Below are 14,482 nucleotides of genomic sequence, written 5' to 3' on the forward strand. Positions count from 1 at the left end.
GGCGGCGCCGGGCCGCCATGCGGTTGCGTGGCGCCTTGGCGACGCTTCAGTCGCCGGCCCGCGGATTCAGCACCCGCGCCGCTTCCAGGCCGCTGCGCACCGCGCCTTCCAGCACGCCGGGATAGCCGGTATCGGTCCAGTCGCCGGCCAGCGCCAGCGTCGGCCACGGCGTGCTGTTCAAGGGCCGCGTCAGACCCGGCACCGCCGCGAAGGTGGCGCGTTTTTCGATGAACAATTCCGCCGCCGCGACTTCCGGCATCGGCGGCAGCCGTTGCGGATGGGCGGCGGCCTGTTCGGCCACCTGGTCGATCAGGGCCTCGATGGCCTGCTGGCGGTTGCGGTCGGCCAGGCTGGTGGCGGCGCTCGCCACCACCGCCAGTTCGCCGGCCAGGGCATCGCCGGCCAATTGCGCGCGGTCGAACAGCCATTGGCCGACGTGGCCACGGGCCGGCTCTTCGCGCAGCATCATCATGGGCTCGGGCAGGCGCCAGGGGCCGGCCAGCCGCAGGTTGAGCGTGGCGATCGGCAGATAGTCGAAGGCGCGCAGCGCGTCCAGCAGCCCGGTGGCGCCGGCCGCCCGCAGCGGCGCGTCCAGCAGGCGCGCGGCGAACGCCGGCGGCACCGCCAGCACGGCGGCGTCGAAGCGTTCCTGGTTGATGTCGATGCCGTCCTCCGCCGGCCGCAACTGGCGCACCGTGCTGCCGTAGCGCATGGTGACCTGGCGCGCGGCGGCGTCCGGCCACAGCGCCGACAGGTCGGTGCAGGGCAGCAGCAGGTCGCTGTCTTCGCGGCGGCCGGCCAGGCTGTCGCGCAGCACGCGGGCGAACAACCCGGCGCTGGCGCTGGCCACGGGGGTATTCAGCGCGGCCAGGCACAGCGGTTCCCAGACCTGGCGGATCAGGGCGTCGGACTGCGCGTGATAGTGCAGGAGCTGCAACACGGTCCAGTCGCGCGGCGGCGTCCAGGACATGGCTCGCAGGCCGCGCATCAGGCGCAGTGTGGCAAAGCGGTCGGCCCACGACAGGCCGCGCGCGCCCAGGATCGCCACCGCCATGTGCAGCGGCGCGGGCAGGCGCGGCGCCGACAGCCGGAAGCGGCCGTCCAGGCTCGCCAGCCGCAGCGATCGGCGCATCAACAGGGCATCGGGGTTGCGGCCCACCCGGCGCATCAGCGCCAGCGTGTGCGTGTAGGCGCCCGACAGCAGGTGCTGGCCGTTGTCCAGCGGCGATTCGAAGCCATCGTGGAACACCCGCCGGGCGCGGCCGCCGGGCGTGTGGCCGGCTTCGAACACGGTGACCTTGGCGCCGGCTTCGCGCAGGGCGACGCTGGCCGCCAGGCCCGCCCAGCCGGCGCCGATGACCGCCGCCTTCACCGTGCCAACCGGCGGACCAGTCCGCGCCCGCCGCCTACCCAGGTCTTCCACGCCAGCCACAGCTTGCGCAGCGGCGTCAGCGAGATGCGCTGATGCAGCACCTGCCAGTTGTCGCGCTCGATCTCGTCGAGCAGCGCGTGATAGATCGCCGCCATCATCAGGCCGGGACGCTGCGCGCGCCGGTCGGCTTCGGGCAGGCTGCGCATCGCCTCGCGGTACAACTCGCGCGCGCGCTCGGCCTGGAACTTCATCAGGGCCGAAAAGCGCTCGGAATACTCGCCATTCAGGATGTCCGAGGCCTTGACCTCGAACTGCTGCATGTCGTTGACCGGGATGTAGATGCGGCCGCGGCGGGCGTCGTCGCCCACGTCGCGGATAATGTTGGTCATCTGGAACGCCAGGCCGAGCTTCTCGGCGTACACCAGCGTGGCCGGATCGGTGTAGCCGAAGACGCCGGCCGACAGTTCGCCGACCACGCCGGCGGCATGCCAGCAATACTTGCGCAGGCCGGGCCAGTCCAGGTAGCGGGTCTGGTCCAGGTCCATTTCCATGCCGTCGACCACGGCCAGCAGGCGCTCGCGGGTGATCGAACAGCTCTGCAGGTGCGGTTGCAGCGCGCGGGTCACGGGATGGTCGGGCTTGCCGTCGAACATCTGGTCGACCTGCGTGCGCCACCAGGCCAGCTTGATGCGCGCCAGCGACGGGTCGGTGCATTCGTCGACCACGTCGTCGACTTCGCGGCAATAGGCGTACAGCGCCGTGATGGCGCGCCGCCGCTCGGGCGGCAGGAACAGGAAGGAATAGTAGAAGCTGGAACCGCTTTTGGCGGCTTTCTCCTGGCAGTACTCGTCAGGGGTCATAGTTGGCAGGGCCGTTTGCTTACTTGATGGAGCGCCAGAGCATGATGGCCCAGTCCTTGGCGCCCAATTCGGGTCGGTTCATGAATACATCGTAGCCGCTCGCCTCGATCCGCTCCAGCACGCGCAGCCCGCCTTGCACCACCAGGCGCAGTTCCAGGCCGATTCGGCCCGGCAGGCGGCGCGCCAGCGGAGCGCCGAAGTGTAGCAGCGCGCGGGTGCGTTCCACTTGGAATGCCATCAGCGCGCGCCAGCCCGGCGTCAGGCGGCAGGCCGCCAGGTCCTCTTCCGAGACGCCGAAGCGGTCCAGGTCTTCCTGCGGCAGGTAGACGCGGTGCTTGTGCCAGTCGACCCGCACGTCCTGCCAGAAGTTCACCAGTTGCAGCCCGGTGCAGATGGCGTCCGACTGCTCCACGTTGTGGGGTTCGGCGGCATCGAACAGATGCAGCATCAGCCGCCCGACCGGATTGGCCGAGCGGGTGCAGTAATCGGCCAGCGTGGCGTAGTCCTCGTAGCGCTTGACGCTGATGTCCTGTTCGAAGGCCGACAGCAGGTCGTAGAACGGCGTAATGGGCAACTGGTGGCGGGCGATGGTGGCCGCCAGCGGCACGAAAATGCCGGCCAGTTGAGGCGCGCCGGGCGCGGGCACGGCGCCCGGTTCGGCGCCGATGCGGTGCAGTTCGGCGCGGAAGGCCGCCAGTTGGGCCAGCCGCTCGTCGTCGCTGGCGCTGCCTTCGTCGGCGATATCGTCCGCCGCCCGGGCAAACCGGTACAGATCGGTCACGGCGCCGCGCAGCCTGCGCGGCAGCAGCAGCGAGGCGACGGGAAAATTCTCGTAGTGATCGATGGGCATGGTCTGGTCCTGCTTTCTGACTGCGGTCTGGCCGCGCGGGCCGGATCCCGGTCATTTTAGAGTACGTGCGGCGCCGCGGCCCCGCGCCGCCGACACGCCGATCAGTTAGACTTAAGCGCCACAGGATCTCATACCATGCCCCGCCCAATTTCAGCCACCGTTTCCGTTTCCGCCCTGGCCCACAACCTGGCCGCCGTGCGCAGCCACCTCGACCAGACCGCCGCCGCGGCCGGCGGCGTGCCGCCGTCGATCTGGGCAGTGATCAAGGCCAACGCCTACGGCCATGGCATCGAACAGGCCGTCGCCGGTTTTTCCAAGGCGCAAGGGCTGGCCATGCTGGACCTGGACGAGGCCGTGCGCTGCCGCGAGGCCGGCTGGGGCGGTCCGATCCTGCTGCTCGAAGGCTTCTTCAATCCGTCCGATCTCGAGATCGTCGACCGCTACCACCTGAGCATCACCGTGCATCAGCGCGAACAGCTCGACATGCTGGCGCGCGCCCGACTGTCGCGCCGCGTGGACGTCATGCTCAAGCTCAACAGCGGCATGAACCGGCTGGGCTTTTCGCCCGCGGCCTATCCCGCCGCCCACGAGCGCGCGCTGCTGCTGCAACAGCAGGGCGTGATCGGCTCGATCGGCAAGATGACCCATTTCGCCTGCGCCGACGGCCCCCAGGGCATCACCGAGCAACTGGCCGTGTTCAATTCGGTGACGCATAAGATGACCGGGCCTGTCAGCGTCTGCAATTCGGCGGCCACCCTGCGCTTCGCCGAGGTCGCCGTCGGTTCCGAGAGCCAGGCGCACTGGGTCCGTCCCGGCATCTGCCTGTATGGCGCCTCGCCCTTCGCCGACGCCGAGGCCGCCGCCTTCGGGCTCAAGCCAGCCATGTCGCTGCGCTCCGAGATCATCGCGGTGCAGGAATTGAAGGCCGGCGACTCGGTCGGCTACGGCGCGCTGTTCCGCGCCGACCGCCCCATGCGCGTCGGCATCGTGGCCTGCGGCTACGCCGACGGCTATCCGCGCCATGCCGCCACCGGTACCCCGGTGGTCGTGGCCGGCGTCCGTACCCGGCTGGTCGGGCGGGTGTCGATGGACATGCTGATCGTCGACCTGGACCCGATTCCGGCCGCCGGCGTCGGCGCCCCGGTGTCGCTGTGGGGCGAGGAGGGGCCGTCGGTGGACGAAGTCGCGCTCGCGGCCGGCACCATCGGCTACGAGCTCCTTTGCGCCTTGGCGCCGCGCGTGCCGGTCACCCGGGACGCCTGATCCCTTTTTGACCAACCCCGGGCACTTTTCCGACTCTTGCCTGTCGCAAGCCTGACGGCGTCCTTTTTCACCGGGTACTTCCGCCCACGGCGGCAGGTGTCCGGCATGCAAGAATTGCTACGCAATTTACAAGACAGGCAACGCCGGATGGTGTCTACTTGAAAACCGGGCGCCCAAGCGCCCGTTTTCGCCCCAGTAACGAACGACGAGGTTTCGATCCATGAAGGACAAATGCGTGCTCATCACGGGCGCCACCAAAGGCATAGGCTGGGCCCTTACTCAGCGGCTGTCCGACATGGGTTGTCATGTGGTCGGTATCGCGCGCAATACCGGTGATGTGGACTTTCCCGGCTACCTCTATGCCTGTGACCTGGCCGACGCCGGCCGCACCGAGGAAGTGCTGCGCGAGATCCGCGAGAAATTCCCGGTCGATGCCGTGGTCAACAACGTCGGCATCGCCTCGCCCCAGCCGCTGGGCGAGATCGATCTGGCCACCCTCTACAACGTGCTGGACCTGAATGTGCGCGTCGCCGTGCAGGTGACGCAGGCCTTCATCGAATCGATGAAAGCGCGCCGCGCCGGCCGTATCGTCAACGTCTGCAGCCGCGCCATCCACGGCGGCCTGGAACGCACCGCCTATTCGGCCGCCAAGAGCGCGCTGGTCGGCTGCACCCGCACGTGGGCGCTGGAACTGGCCGAATACGGCGTGACCGCCAACGCGGTGGCGCCGGGCCCCATTGAAACCGAAATGTTCCGCGCCACCCGTCCGGCGGGCAGCGAAGGCGAAAAGCGCGCGCTGGCCTCGGTGCCGATGAAGCGCCTGGGCACGCCGGCCGAAGTGGCCGCCGCCATCGCCTTCCTGCTGTCGGACGACGCCGGCTTCATCACCGGCCAGGTGCTGGGCGTGGACGGCGGCGGCAGCCTGGGCGGCCGCTCCTGATCGCCCGCCCGCCCCACGGCCGGCACGCCGCCCGTGGCACGGTATAAAGAAGGCGCCCCACGGGCGCCTTTTTTGCCGCCGGGCTGCCCTCAAAGGCAAAAGCGCGCCTCCGCAGGGGCGGCGACCCGCGTAGCGGCGGAGCGTGGGGTTTTTTTCCGTTTGCGGTCCGGCTCAGTACGGTCCGCCGGCCTTGGCGGCCGGCTTGACGTCCTTGAACTCGCCGGCCAGCTTCTCGGCGGCGCGCGCCAGCAGCACCGCGTCCACGCCCACCGCCACGAAGGTCGCGCCCAGCGACAGGTAGTGCCTGGCCTGCGCCACGCCGCTGTGCAGGATGCCGGCGGCCTTGCCCGACTTGACGATGCGGCCGATGGCCGCGTCGATGGTGCGGGTGACTTCGGGATGCTCGGGCTGGCCCAGGTAGCCCATGCTGGCCGACAGGTCGGCCGGGCCGACGAAGGCGCCGTCCACGCCGTCCACCGCCAGGATGGCCTCCAGCGCCTCCACCCCGCGCGGCGTCTCGATCTGCACCAGCACGCACATCTCGTCGTTGGCGCGCTCCAGGTAGTCGGGGATGCGGTTCCAGCGCGACGAACGCGCCAGCGCGCTGCCCACGCCACGGATGCCGGCGGGCGGATAGCGCACCGCGGCCACGGCGGCGGCGGCCTCTTCGGCCGACTGCACCATCGGCACCAGCAGCGTCTGCGCGCCGGTGTCGAGGATCTGCTTGATCTGCACCGGATCGTTCCAGGCCGGGCGCACCACCGGCGCCACCGGATAGGCGGCCACCGATTGCAGTTGCGCCAGCGTGGTCTGCAGCGTGTTGGGGGCGTGCTCGCCGTCGATCAGCAGCCAGTCGAAGCCGGCGCCGGCGATGATCTCGGAGGTGTAGGCGCTGGCCAGGCCGGCCCACAGGCCGATCTGGGGCGTGCCGGCGCGCAGCGCGCGTTTGAACTGATTGGTCAGGATATCCATGGGCCGCGTTGAGGTCAGATGAAGTGGCAGTTGACGGAGCCGAGCACGCCGTAGTCGACGTTGAAGGTGTCGCCGGGGCGCGCGGCCACCGGCCGGGTAAAGGAACCCGACAGGATGATCTCGCCCGCTTCCAGCGCCACCTCGTGCGCGGCCAGCTTGTTCGCCAGCCATACTACGCCATTGGCCGGATGGTTCAAGACGCCGGCGGCCACGCCGGTTTCCTCGATCACCGCGTTGCGCGACAGGATCGCGCCGATCCAGCGCAGGTCCAGCTCGCCGATCTTCACCGGCCGCCCGCCCATCACCACGCCGGCGTTGGCCGCGTTGTCGGCGATGGTGTCGAACACCTTGCGCGGATGCTTGCTGTCGGGGTCGATGCCGTGCGAGCGGGCATCGATGATCTCCAGCGCCGGGATCACGTAGTCGACCGCGTCGTATACCTGGAACAGGGTCACGTTCGGCCCTTGCAGGCGCTTGCCCAGCACGAAGCCCAACTCCACTTCCAGCCGCGGCAGGATGAAGCGGCCGGCGGGAATGTCGCCGCCATCCTCGAAGAACATGTCATCGAGCAACATGCCGAAATCGGGTTCGTCGATCTGTGACGACAACTGCATGGCGCGCGAGGTCAGGCCGATCTTGTGGCCGCGCTTGACGCGGCCCTCGGCCAGCTTGATGTCCATCCAGGCGCGCTGGATGGCGTAGGCGTCGGCGATGGTGATGTCGGGGTGTTCCAGCGAGATCTGGCGGATCTGCTGGCGGGTGCGTTCGGCGTCGTGCAGGCGCGCGGCCAGCGCGCGCACGGTGGTGGAATCGAGCATGCGGGGTATCCAGGTAGGGGGGATCAGGCGGGGCAGGGCACCAGCGTGTTGACCAGACGGCCGATGCCGTCGATCTCGGTCACGACCTCGTCGCCCGGCTGGACGTTGACGATGCCATCCGGGGTGCCGGTCAGGATCAGGTCGCCGGGCGACAGCGTCATGAAGCCGCTGAAGTACGCGATCAGGGCGGGGATGTCGAACACCATGTCGCGGGTGTTGCCGCGCTGGGTCTCGACGCCGTTGACGGTGGTGCGCAGGTCCAGGTTCATCGGGTCGGCCACGTCGTCGCGGTCCACCAGCCATGGCCCCAGCGGGGTGCAGGTGTCGCGGCTCTTGACGCGCAGGTTGGGGCGATACCAGTTCTCCAGGTAGTCGCGCAGCGCGTAGTCGTTGGCCACGGTGTAGCCGGCCACGTAGTCATAGGCCTGCTCGCGCGTGACGTTGCGCGCGGTCTTGCCGATCACCACGGCCAGCTCGCATTCGTAGTGCATGAAGCCCACGTCCGCCGGCCGCAGCGTCTGCGCGCGATGGCCGACAAAGGTATTGGCTGCCTTCAGGAAGCCGAGCGGTTCGGGCGGCGCCTTGAACGCCAGTTCCTTGGCATGGTCGGCATAGTTGATGGCCAGCGTGAAAGTGGTGCGCGGCTCGATCGGCGGCAGCCAGGTCACCGCGTCCTCGGCCAGCAGGCGGCCGTCGGCCAGGCGGATCTGGCCGTGGCCGGCGTCGGTGGCGGCGTGGATGGCACCTTCGTGGGCGATGCGTGCGTGTTTCATGGCGGGTTCCGTGGGGACGCCTCAGGCGCCGGCGATGAGCGTGTTGCCGAGCGTGCCGACCTGGTCGATGCGGATCTCGTAGCGTTGGCCCGCATGCGCCAGCGGCGCGTCGGCGCGGGCGCCGGCCAGCAGGATGTCGCCGGGTTCGAAGCTCATGAACGCGGTGACGTCGGCGATCAGGCGGGCCACCGGCCGCACCAGGTCGGCGGTGCTGGCGCGCTGCGCCAGTGCGCCGTCGATCCAGACCTCGATGGCGAGCGCGTCCGGATCCGCCACGGACGACACCGGCGCCAGCGCGCGGCCGATCGGGCAGAAGCCGTCGCGGCATTGCTGCTTGAGCGCTGGACGGAAATAGCTGTCGTGCGGCGCCGACAGATCGGCCACCACGCGATAGCCGGCCACGTGGGACAGCGCCTCGGCTTCGCTGACGCGGCTGGCGCGCCGGCCGAACACGATGCCCAGGGTGGCGCCGATGCGCACCTGGGGCACGTCGGCGGGCAGCGTGATCGCGTCGCCGTGGGCGGCATAGGTATTGGCCGGCTTGATGTACAGCACCGGCGCGCGCGGCGCGGCCTGGTAGGGCGGCGCGTTCACCGCCTCGCCCAGCGCGGCCAGCGCCTGGCGGGTATTGAGCGCGGCGCCCGCCACCGTGCGCGGCAGCGCGGCGGTGCGGGCCGCCAGGTATTCGCGATAGTTGCTGTGCTTGTAGTTGAGCACCGCGTCGGCTTCTTCCACCTGCAGCGACAGGCCCAGCGGCAGGCGCGCCATTTCCGGCTCCAGCGCGTCGCGCAGGGCCTGGAACGTGCGTTCGCCCAATGCCGCCTGCTGCGCGGCGCTGCGGCCGTGGCCGATGCGCAGCAGCACGTGCACGAAGGCGTTGTCGGGATGACCGTCCGCGATCAGGTAGTCATCGATCCGCACGGCGCGGGTACGGGCCCCGGCCAGCGGATAGAGGCTGCCGTCGCCGACGGCGGCGTCCTGCACCACGCGCATCAGGGCGCGGGTGTCCAGGTCCAGGTTGGCGGAGTACTCGATCCAGATATGTGGCATGACAGGCGCGGGACCAGCCCCCTCCGGCATATTGTTATCATGTTAATTATCATAGCGAAAAAAGGGCGTCGGCCGCAATCGTCCGCGCAGCCGCGCGACAGGGGTTTTCCGTCGTTGACAGCGCCATCGCCGACGCATAAAGTTAACGAGTTAACTAAAATGTCGAGCCGCCCGCCGCATTGGCGCCGGCCGTCCGCCCAAGGCGAGGAGACGCACGTGAGCATCAAGCACTGGATCAACGGCAGGCAGGTCGACAGCGCCGACCGCTTCACCACCTTCAACCCGGCCACGGGCGAGGCCATCGACGACGTGGCCGCCGGCGGCCAGGCCGAGATCGACGCCGCCGTGGCCGCCGCGGCCGAGGCCTTTCCCAAGTGGGCCGGCACGCCCGCCAAGGAACGCGCGCGGCTGATGCGCCGCCTGGGCGAACTGATCGACCGCAACGTGCCGCAGTTGGCCGAGCTGGAAACCCGCGATACCGGCCTGCCCATCTCGCAGACGCGCAAACAACTGATCCCGCGCGCCTCCGAGAACTTCACCTTCTTCGCCGAAGTCTGCACCCGCATGAACGGCCACACTTATCCCGTGGACGACCAGATGCTGAACTACACGCTGTACCAGCCGGTCGGGGTGTGCGCGCTGGTGTCGCCTTGGAACGTGCCCTTCATGACCGCGACCTGGAAGACCGCGCCCTGCCTGGCGCTCGGCAATACCGCCGTGCTGAAGATGTCGGAGCTGTCGCCATTGACCGCCGACCAGCTCGGCCTGCTGGCGCTGGAAGCCGGCATCCCGCCCGGCGTGCTCAACGTGGTGCAGGGTTATGGCGCCACCGCCGGCGACGCGCTGGTGCGCCATCCCGGGGTGCGCGCGATCTCGTTCACCGGCGGCACCGTCACCGGCAAGAAGATCATGGCGAACGCGGGCGGCATCAAGAAGTTCTCGATGGAGCTGGGCGGCAAGTCGCCGGTGCTGGTGTTCGACGACGCCGACGTCGAGCGCGCGCTGGACGCGGCGCTGTTCACCATCTTCTCGCTCAATGGCGAGCGCTGCACCGCGGGCTCGCGCATCTTCGTGCAGGAATCGATTTACGATGACTTCGTGCGCCGCTTCGCCGAGCGCGCCAATCGCCTGGTGGTGGGCGACCCGACTGATGACAAGACCAATGTGGGCGCGATGATCACCCGCCAGCACTGGGAAAAGGTCACCGGCTACATCCGCCTGGCCAAGGAAGAGGGCGCGCGCATCCTGGCGGGCGGCGCCGACGCGCCGCAGGGCCTGCCGGCGCACCTGGCCGGCGGCAATTTCGTGCGGCCCACGGTGCTGGCCGACGTCGACAACCGCATGCGCTGCGCCCAGGAAGAGATCTTCGGGCCCGTCGCCTGCCTGATTCCGTTCAAGGACGAGGCCCACGGCCTGGCGCTGGCCAACGACGTCAAGTATGGCCTGGCCTCCTACATCTGGACCCGCGACATCGGCCGCGCCCACCGGCTGGCGCGCGGCATCGAGGCCGGCATGGTGTTCATCAACAGCCAGAACGTGCGCGACCTGCGCCAGCCGTTCGGTGGCACCAAGGAATCCGGCACCGGCCGCGAGGGCGGGGAATACAGCTACGAAGTGTTCGCCGAGATCAAGAACGTCTGCGTCTCGATGGGCAGCCACCCCATTCCGAAGTGGGGCGTCTGACAGGCGCCCGGATACCGAAAACAACAGGAGACACGCATCATGGGCAAGCTCGCGCTGGCGGCCAAGGTAACGCACGTGCCGTCGATGTACCTGTCCGAAATGCCCGGCCGCCATCACGGCTGCCGCGAAGCCGCGATCCAGGGCCATCGGATCATCGGTCAGCGCTGCCGCGACCTGGACGTGGATACGCTGGTGGTGCTGGACGTGCATTGGCTGGTGAACGCCGGCTACCACATCAACTGCAATGAACGCTTCGCCGGCCGCTACACCAGCAACGAGCTGCCGCACTTCGTCCAGGACATGGATTACGCCTACCGCGGCGACCCGGCGCTGGGCCGCCGCATCGCCGAATGCGCCGGCGCCGCCGGCGTGCCCACCCGCGCGCACGAGATCGCCAGCCTGGAACTGGAATACGGCACGCTGGTGCCGATGCGCTACATGAATGGCGACGACCGCTTCAAGGTGGTGTCGGTGGCGGCCTGGTGCGCCTGGCATTCGCTGGACGACAGCCGTCGTTTCGGCGCGGCCCTGCGCCAGGCCATCGCGCAGAGCGACAGCCGCGTCGCGGTGCTGGCCAGCGGTTCGCTGTCGCACCGCTTCAACGACAACGGCAGCCCCGAGGCCGCCATGCATAACATCAGCCGCGAGTTTTACCGCCAGGTCGACCTGCGGGTGGTGGACCTGTGGCGCCAGGGCGACTGGAAGACGTTCTGCGCCATGCTGCCGGAATACGCCGAGCTGTGCGTGGGCGAGGGCGGCATGCACGACACCGCCATGTTGCTGGGGCTGCTGGGCTGGGATGCCTACGACCGGCCGGCCGAGATCGTCACGGACTACTTCACCAGTTCGGGCACGGGCCAGATCAACGCGATCCTGCCCGTGCCGGACTGATTCATTCGGTCGGGTCGCGCTTGATCAGGTCGACCATCGCGTCGACGTCGGCGTACAGGCGGTCGAGCAATTCCTTGCCGATCCGGTCCTCGATTTCCTGGTACTTGGCATCCACCTGCGGCCGCATGCGGTCGATCAGTTTATTGCTCTTGGGCGTCAGCGAAATCTCCTGGCGCCGTTGATCCGCGTTCGAGCGAACCCGCTTGATGAGGCCCTGTTCTTCCATGCCCGCCAGCATGCGGGTCAGGCTGGGGCTGAGGATCTGGCAACTGCGGGCGATCTGGTTGGGTTCCATCGCGCCGACTTCGCTCAGCGTGCGCAACACCCGCCATTGCTGTTCGGTGACGCCGGCCGCGTGCAGGATCGGGCGGAAATGCGCCATCAGGGTTTCACGCGCGTAAAGCAGCAGGTGGGGAAGGTTGCGGTGGTGGAAGCTCGGACTCATGTTGGCCATGTTAGCAAGAAGCCGATCAGTTTCTGACCGGATCTCGGGGGTATCAACGTCCAGGCCCGCAACGATGGCGGGCCTGGACGGGTAAAACGGAACGCGGAAACGGGGTCAGGACGCGGGGTTCTGCTGCGCCAGTTCCTGCAGGTCGTCGGGCAGGGTCAGGTCGGGGGCGCCCTGCTGCAATTCGCGCAGCGCCGTCACGGCCTCTTCCTGCTGGTCGTCCTGCATCAAGGCGCGGATGTGCGCCACGCGAGTCTCGATGTCCTGTTCGCTGAAGGCGACCGGCTCGCTGCTGGCCGCCTCGGCCGGCTGTTCGGCCGCGGCCGTGGCGGCAGCCGGCGTGGCGTCGACGCTGGCCTGCTGGGCGGGGACGGCGGCGGGGGCGTCCGCGGGCGTCTGCACCGCGGCGCGCTGCACCGGCGCGGACGCCGGCTGCGGCGCGGGCGCTTCGGCGACCTCTGGCCGCGGCGCCGGGCCGCGTTCGATGTTGATGGCCGGTTCGTGCGACACGGCCAGTTGCGGCGTCATGTCGGCCATTTCCGCGTTTTCACGCATGTCGGTCCAGGCGAACAGGCCGGCGACCAGCGCCGCGCAGGCGGCTGCGGCCCAGCCCGGGTGCCAACTGCGGCCGGGATGCCAGGCGCGGCGCACCGCCGCATCCAGTTCGGGGCTGCCGCCGGCCCTGGGCTTGCGATACAGGGCGCGCAAATCCAGTTCGTCGTCTTCGTCGAAGGGGGGGCGATAGGTAATGCTCATGCGCGTACTCCTCGCGCATACGCCTGGTGGCAAGGCGTATCCGCGTCTGACCTTGGCCTGTGCCGCGCCGGTGGTCCGGCGGTCTCGTCCAGGGGCGGGTCTTGTTCCGGTTTAGGTGGCCGCGTTTGCGGCCCAAGCGTCTTGCGATGCGCCGCGATTCCCGTCGTGCCGTCCTGGCGGGCGGCGGCGCCGGGTATGCCGCCAAATAACCGACGGTTCAACATTGCGCATCACCCGGTGATTATGCGCGATTTGCAGAAATCTGCCAGCGAATTTCTTCTGTTTGCATGGTGTAACTATGACGCGTCCCTGTTTGTGCAAGCCAATTGAAAGCTGGCTGCACCAGGGCGGGGCAAAACCTGCCGTGGATGCGCGCCGTGGCGACGCGGTGGCGGCCCCCCCGGCACTGTCCAGTGCCGGTAAACTTGCGCCCATGGCCAAAACCCGAACCGTCTATGTGTGCGCCGAATGCGGCGGCACCACTCCGAAATGGCAAGGCAAGTGTCCGCACTGCAATGCCTGGAACACCCTCGAAGAAACCGTGGAGTCGGCCGCGCCGGCCGCCGCGGCCTCGCACCGCTATGCGCCGCTGGCCTCCAGCAGCCCGGTGCGCAGCCTGTCCGAGATCGAGGCGCGTGAAACCCCGCGCACCCCCACCGGGCTGGAGGAATTCGACCGCGTGCTGGGCGGCGGCCTGGTGGCCGGCGCCGTGGTGCTGATCGGCGGCGACCCCGGCATCGGCAAGTCGACCCTGCTGCTGCAGGCGCTGGCCTCGCTGTCCGAAAGCACCAACGTGCTCTACGTCACCGGCGAGGAATCGGCCGAGCAGGTGGCGCTGCGCGCGCGCCGGCTGGGACTGCAGACCGGCAACGTCAACCTGCTGGCGGAAATCCGCCTGGAGGCAATCCAGGCCGCCGTGTCCGAGCAGAAGCCCAGCGTGGCCGTGATCGACTCCATCCAGACGCTCTACAGCGGCGAGCTGACCGCGGCGCCCGGCTCGGTGTCGCAGGTGCGCGAGTGCGCCGCCCAATTGACGCGCCTGGCCAAGCAGACCGGCATCGCCATCGTCATGATTGGCCACGTCACCAAGGACGGCGCGCTGGCGGGACCACGCGTGCTCGAACACATCGTCGACACGGTGCTGTACTTCGAGGGCGACACGCACTCGTCTTTCCGGCTGGTGCGCGCCTTCAAGAACCGCTTCGGCGCGGTCAACGAGCTGGGCGTGTTCGCCATGACCGACCGCGGCCTGCGCGGCGTGGCCAACCCGTCGGCGCTGTTCCTGTCGCAGCACGAGCAGCAGGTGGCCGGCTCCTGCGTGATGGCCACGCAGGAGGGCACCCGCCCGCTGCTGGTCGAGATCCAGGCGCTGGTGGACAGCTCCCACGCGCCCAATCCGCGCCGCCTGACGGTCGGCCTGGAGGGCAACCGCCTGGCGATGCTGCTGGCCGTGCTGCACCGCCATGCCGGCGTGTCGACCTTCGACCAGGACGTGTTCGTCAACGCCGTCGGCGGGGTGCGCATCACCGAGCCCGCGGCCGACCTGCCGGTGCTGCTGGCCATCATGTCGTCGCTGCGCGACCGGCCCCTGCCGCGCGGCCTGATCGCCTTCGGCGAAGTCGGGCTGGCGGGCGAGATCCGGCCCGCGCCGCGCGGCCAGGAACGCCTGCGCGAAGCCGCCAAGCTGGGCTTCTCGATCGCGCTCATCCCCAAGGCCAACGCCCCGCGCCAGCCCATCGAGGGGCTGGAGATCTGGGCGGTGGACCGGCTCGACGCCGCGCTCGACAAGTTGCGCTGACGGGA

General features: G+C 69.1%; 14 protein-coding genes. 5 read left to right on the forward strand and 9 right to left on the reverse strand.

Going from position 1 to position 14,482, the window contains the following annotated elements:
* Positions 1–46: 46 nt before the first annotated feature.
* From hpnE to hpnC, 3 genes are read right to left on the reverse strand one after another with little or no spacing between them, the layout of a single operon-like run.
* Complete coding sequence (gene hpnE / locus HV783_RS20830) at positions 47–1,372, reverse strand: hydroxysqualene dehydroxylase HpnE (RefSeq protein WP_175166718.1); 1,326 nt, start codon at positions 1,370–1,372, stop codon at positions 47–49.
* The gene (gene hpnD, locus HV783_RS20835; protein WP_006384298.1) at positions 1,369–2,232 is read right to left on the reverse strand and encodes a presqualene diphosphate synthase HpnD; all 864 of its coding nucleotides are present in this window, start codon (positions 2,230–2,232) and stop codon (positions 1,369–1,371) included. The genes hpnE and hpnD overlap by 4 nt, the downstream gene beginning before the upstream one ends.
* A 19-nt stretch (positions 2,233–2,251) precedes the next feature.
* A complete protein-coding gene (hpnC, locus tag HV783_RS20840) occupies positions 2,252–3,082 on the reverse strand; it encodes a squalene synthase HpnC (protein ID WP_064524709.1) in 831 nt (276 codons plus the stop codon).
* A gap of 135 nt (positions 3,083–3,217) precedes the next feature.
* Between hpnC and alr the strand changes: the two genes are divergently transcribed.
* Together alr and HV783_RS20850 are read left to right on the forward strand one after the other, a co-directional pair.
* The gene (gene alr / locus HV783_RS20845; RefSeq protein WP_054502050.1) at positions 3,218–4,345 is read left to right on the forward strand and encodes an alanine racemase; all 1,128 of its coding nucleotides are present in this window, start codon (positions 3,218–3,220) and stop codon (positions 4,343–4,345) included.
* 220 nt (positions 4,346–4,565) lie between these two features.
* Entirely contained in the window at positions 4,566–5,285 is a 720-nt protein-coding gene (locus HV783_RS20850) for an SDR family oxidoreductase (RefSeq protein ID WP_020928472.1), read from the forward strand.
* Positions 5,286–5,456: 171 nt separating this feature from the next.
* Here HV783_RS20850 and hpaI read toward each other — a convergent pair whose 3' ends face one another.
* From hpaI to HV783_RS20870, 4 genes are read right to left on the reverse strand one after another with little or no spacing between them, the layout of a single operon-like run.
* Complete coding sequence (hpaI, locus tag HV783_RS20855; protein WP_175189803.1) at positions 5,457–6,257, reverse strand: 4-hydroxy-2-oxoheptanedioate aldolase; 801 nt, start codon at positions 6,255–6,257, stop codon at positions 5,457–5,459.
* Positions 6,258–6,271: 14 nt separating this feature from the next.
* Positions 6,272–7,075 (reverse strand): 2-oxo-hept-4-ene-1,7-dioate hydratase, encoded by an 804-nt coding sequence (hpaH, locus tag HV783_RS20860; RefSeq protein ID WP_175189804.1) that lies wholly within the window; start codon positions 7,073–7,075, stop codon positions 6,272–6,274.
* Positions 7,076–7,098: 23 nt separating this feature from the next.
* Entirely contained in the window at positions 7,099–7,848 is a 750-nt protein-coding gene (locus HV783_RS20865) for a fumarylacetoacetate hydrolase family protein (RefSeq protein WP_049073071.1), read from the reverse strand.
* A 21-nt stretch (positions 7,849–7,869) separates the two neighbouring features.
* A complete protein-coding gene (locus HV783_RS20870; protein WP_175189805.1) occupies positions 7,870–8,898 on the reverse strand; it encodes a fumarylacetoacetate hydrolase family protein in 1,029 nt (342 codons plus the stop codon).
* A gap of 216 nt (positions 8,899–9,114) precedes the next feature.
* Here HV783_RS20870 and hpaE point away from each other — a divergent pair, with 216 nt between their 5' ends.
* Both hpaE and hpaD read left to right on the forward strand, forming a co-directional pair.
* Positions 9,115–10,581, forward strand: a complete 1,467-nt coding sequence (gene hpaE / locus HV783_RS20875; RefSeq protein WP_175189806.1) for a 5-carboxymethyl-2-hydroxymuconate semialdehyde dehydrogenase — start codon at positions 9,115–9,117, stop codon at positions 10,579–10,581.
* Between the two features lie 39 nt (positions 10,582–10,620).
* Complete coding sequence (gene hpaD, locus HV783_RS20880) at positions 10,621–11,472, forward strand: 3,4-dihydroxyphenylacetate 2,3-dioxygenase (protein ID WP_175189807.1); 852 nt, start codon at positions 10,621–10,623, stop codon at positions 11,470–11,472.
* A 1-nt stretch (position 11,473) separates the two neighbouring features.
* Here the strand turns inward: hpaD and hpaR are convergent, their stop codons facing one another.
* Both hpaR and HV783_RS20890 read right to left on the reverse strand, forming a co-directional pair.
* Positions 11,474–11,917, reverse strand: a complete 444-nt coding sequence (gene hpaR / locus HV783_RS20885; RefSeq protein ID WP_054502418.1) for a homoprotocatechuate degradation operon regulator HpaR — start codon at positions 11,915–11,917, stop codon at positions 11,474–11,476.
* A 114-nt stretch (positions 11,918–12,031) separates the two neighbouring features.
* Positions 12,032–12,679: a hypothetical protein gene (locus HV783_RS20890; RefSeq protein ID WP_175189808.1), complete on the reverse strand. Its 648-nt coding sequence runs from the start codon at positions 12,677–12,679 to the stop codon at positions 12,032–12,034.
* A gap of 433 nt (positions 12,680–13,112) precedes the next feature.
* Between HV783_RS20890 and radA the strand changes: the two genes are divergently transcribed.
* Positions 13,113–14,477: a DNA repair protein RadA gene (gene radA / locus HV783_RS20895; RefSeq protein ID WP_006396055.1), complete on the forward strand. Its 1,365-nt coding sequence runs from the start codon at positions 13,113–13,115 to the stop codon at positions 14,475–14,477.
* The last annotated feature ends 5 nt before the right edge of the window (positions 14,478–14,482 follow it).

Origin of the sequence: Achromobacter dolens (assembly GCF_902859745.1) — a bacterium.
Taxonomy (GTDB): Bacteria; Pseudomonadota; Gammaproteobacteria; order Burkholderiales; family Burkholderiaceae_B; genus Achromobacter; species Achromobacter dolens.

Excerpts from the sequence above, each read along its gene's own strand:
- hpaI (WP_175189803.1), bottom strand. The coding sequence starts at position 6,257 with ATGGATATCCTGACCAATCAGTTCAAACGCGCGCTGCGCGCCGGCACG.
- hpnD (WP_006384298.1), bottom strand. The coding sequence starts at position 2,232 with ATGACCCCTGACGAGTACTGCCAGGAGAAAGCCGCCAAAAGCGGTTCC.
- hpnC (WP_064524709.1), bottom strand. The coding sequence starts at position 3,082 with ATGCCCATCGATCACTACGAGAATTTTCCCGTCGCCTCGCTGCTGCTG.
- HV783_RS20865 (WP_049073071.1), bottom strand. The coding sequence starts at position 7,848 with ATGAAACACGCACGCATCGCCCACGAAGGTGCCATCCACGCCGCCACC.
- HV783_RS20870 (WP_175189805.1), bottom strand. The coding sequence starts at position 8,898 with ATGCCACATATCTGGATCGAGTACTCCGCCAACCTGGACCTGGACACC.
- hpaH (WP_175189804.1), bottom strand. The coding sequence starts at position 7,075 with ATGCTCGATTCCACCACCGTGCGCGCGCTGGCCGCGCGCCTGCACGAC.
- alr (WP_054502050.1), top strand. The coding sequence starts at position 3,218 with ATGCCCCGCCCAATTTCAGCCACCGTTTCCGTTTCCGCCCTGGCCCAC.
- hpaD (WP_175189807.1), top strand. The coding sequence starts at position 10,621 with ATGGGCAAGCTCGCGCTGGCGGCCAAGGTAACGCACGTGCCGTCGATG.
- HV783_RS20850 (WP_020928472.1), top strand. The coding sequence starts at position 4,566 with ATGAAGGACAAATGCGTGCTCATCACGGGCGCCACCAAAGGCATAGGC.
- hpaR (WP_054502418.1), bottom strand. The coding sequence starts at position 11,917 with ATGAGTCCGAGCTTCCACCACCGCAACCTTCCCCACCTGCTGCTTTAC.
- radA (WP_006396055.1), top strand. The coding sequence starts at position 13,113 with ATGGCCAAAACCCGAACCGTCTATGTGTGCGCCGAATGCGGCGGCACC.
- HV783_RS20890 (WP_175189808.1), bottom strand. The coding sequence starts at position 12,679 with ATGAGCATTACCTATCGCCCCCCCTTCGACGAAGACGACGAACTGGAT.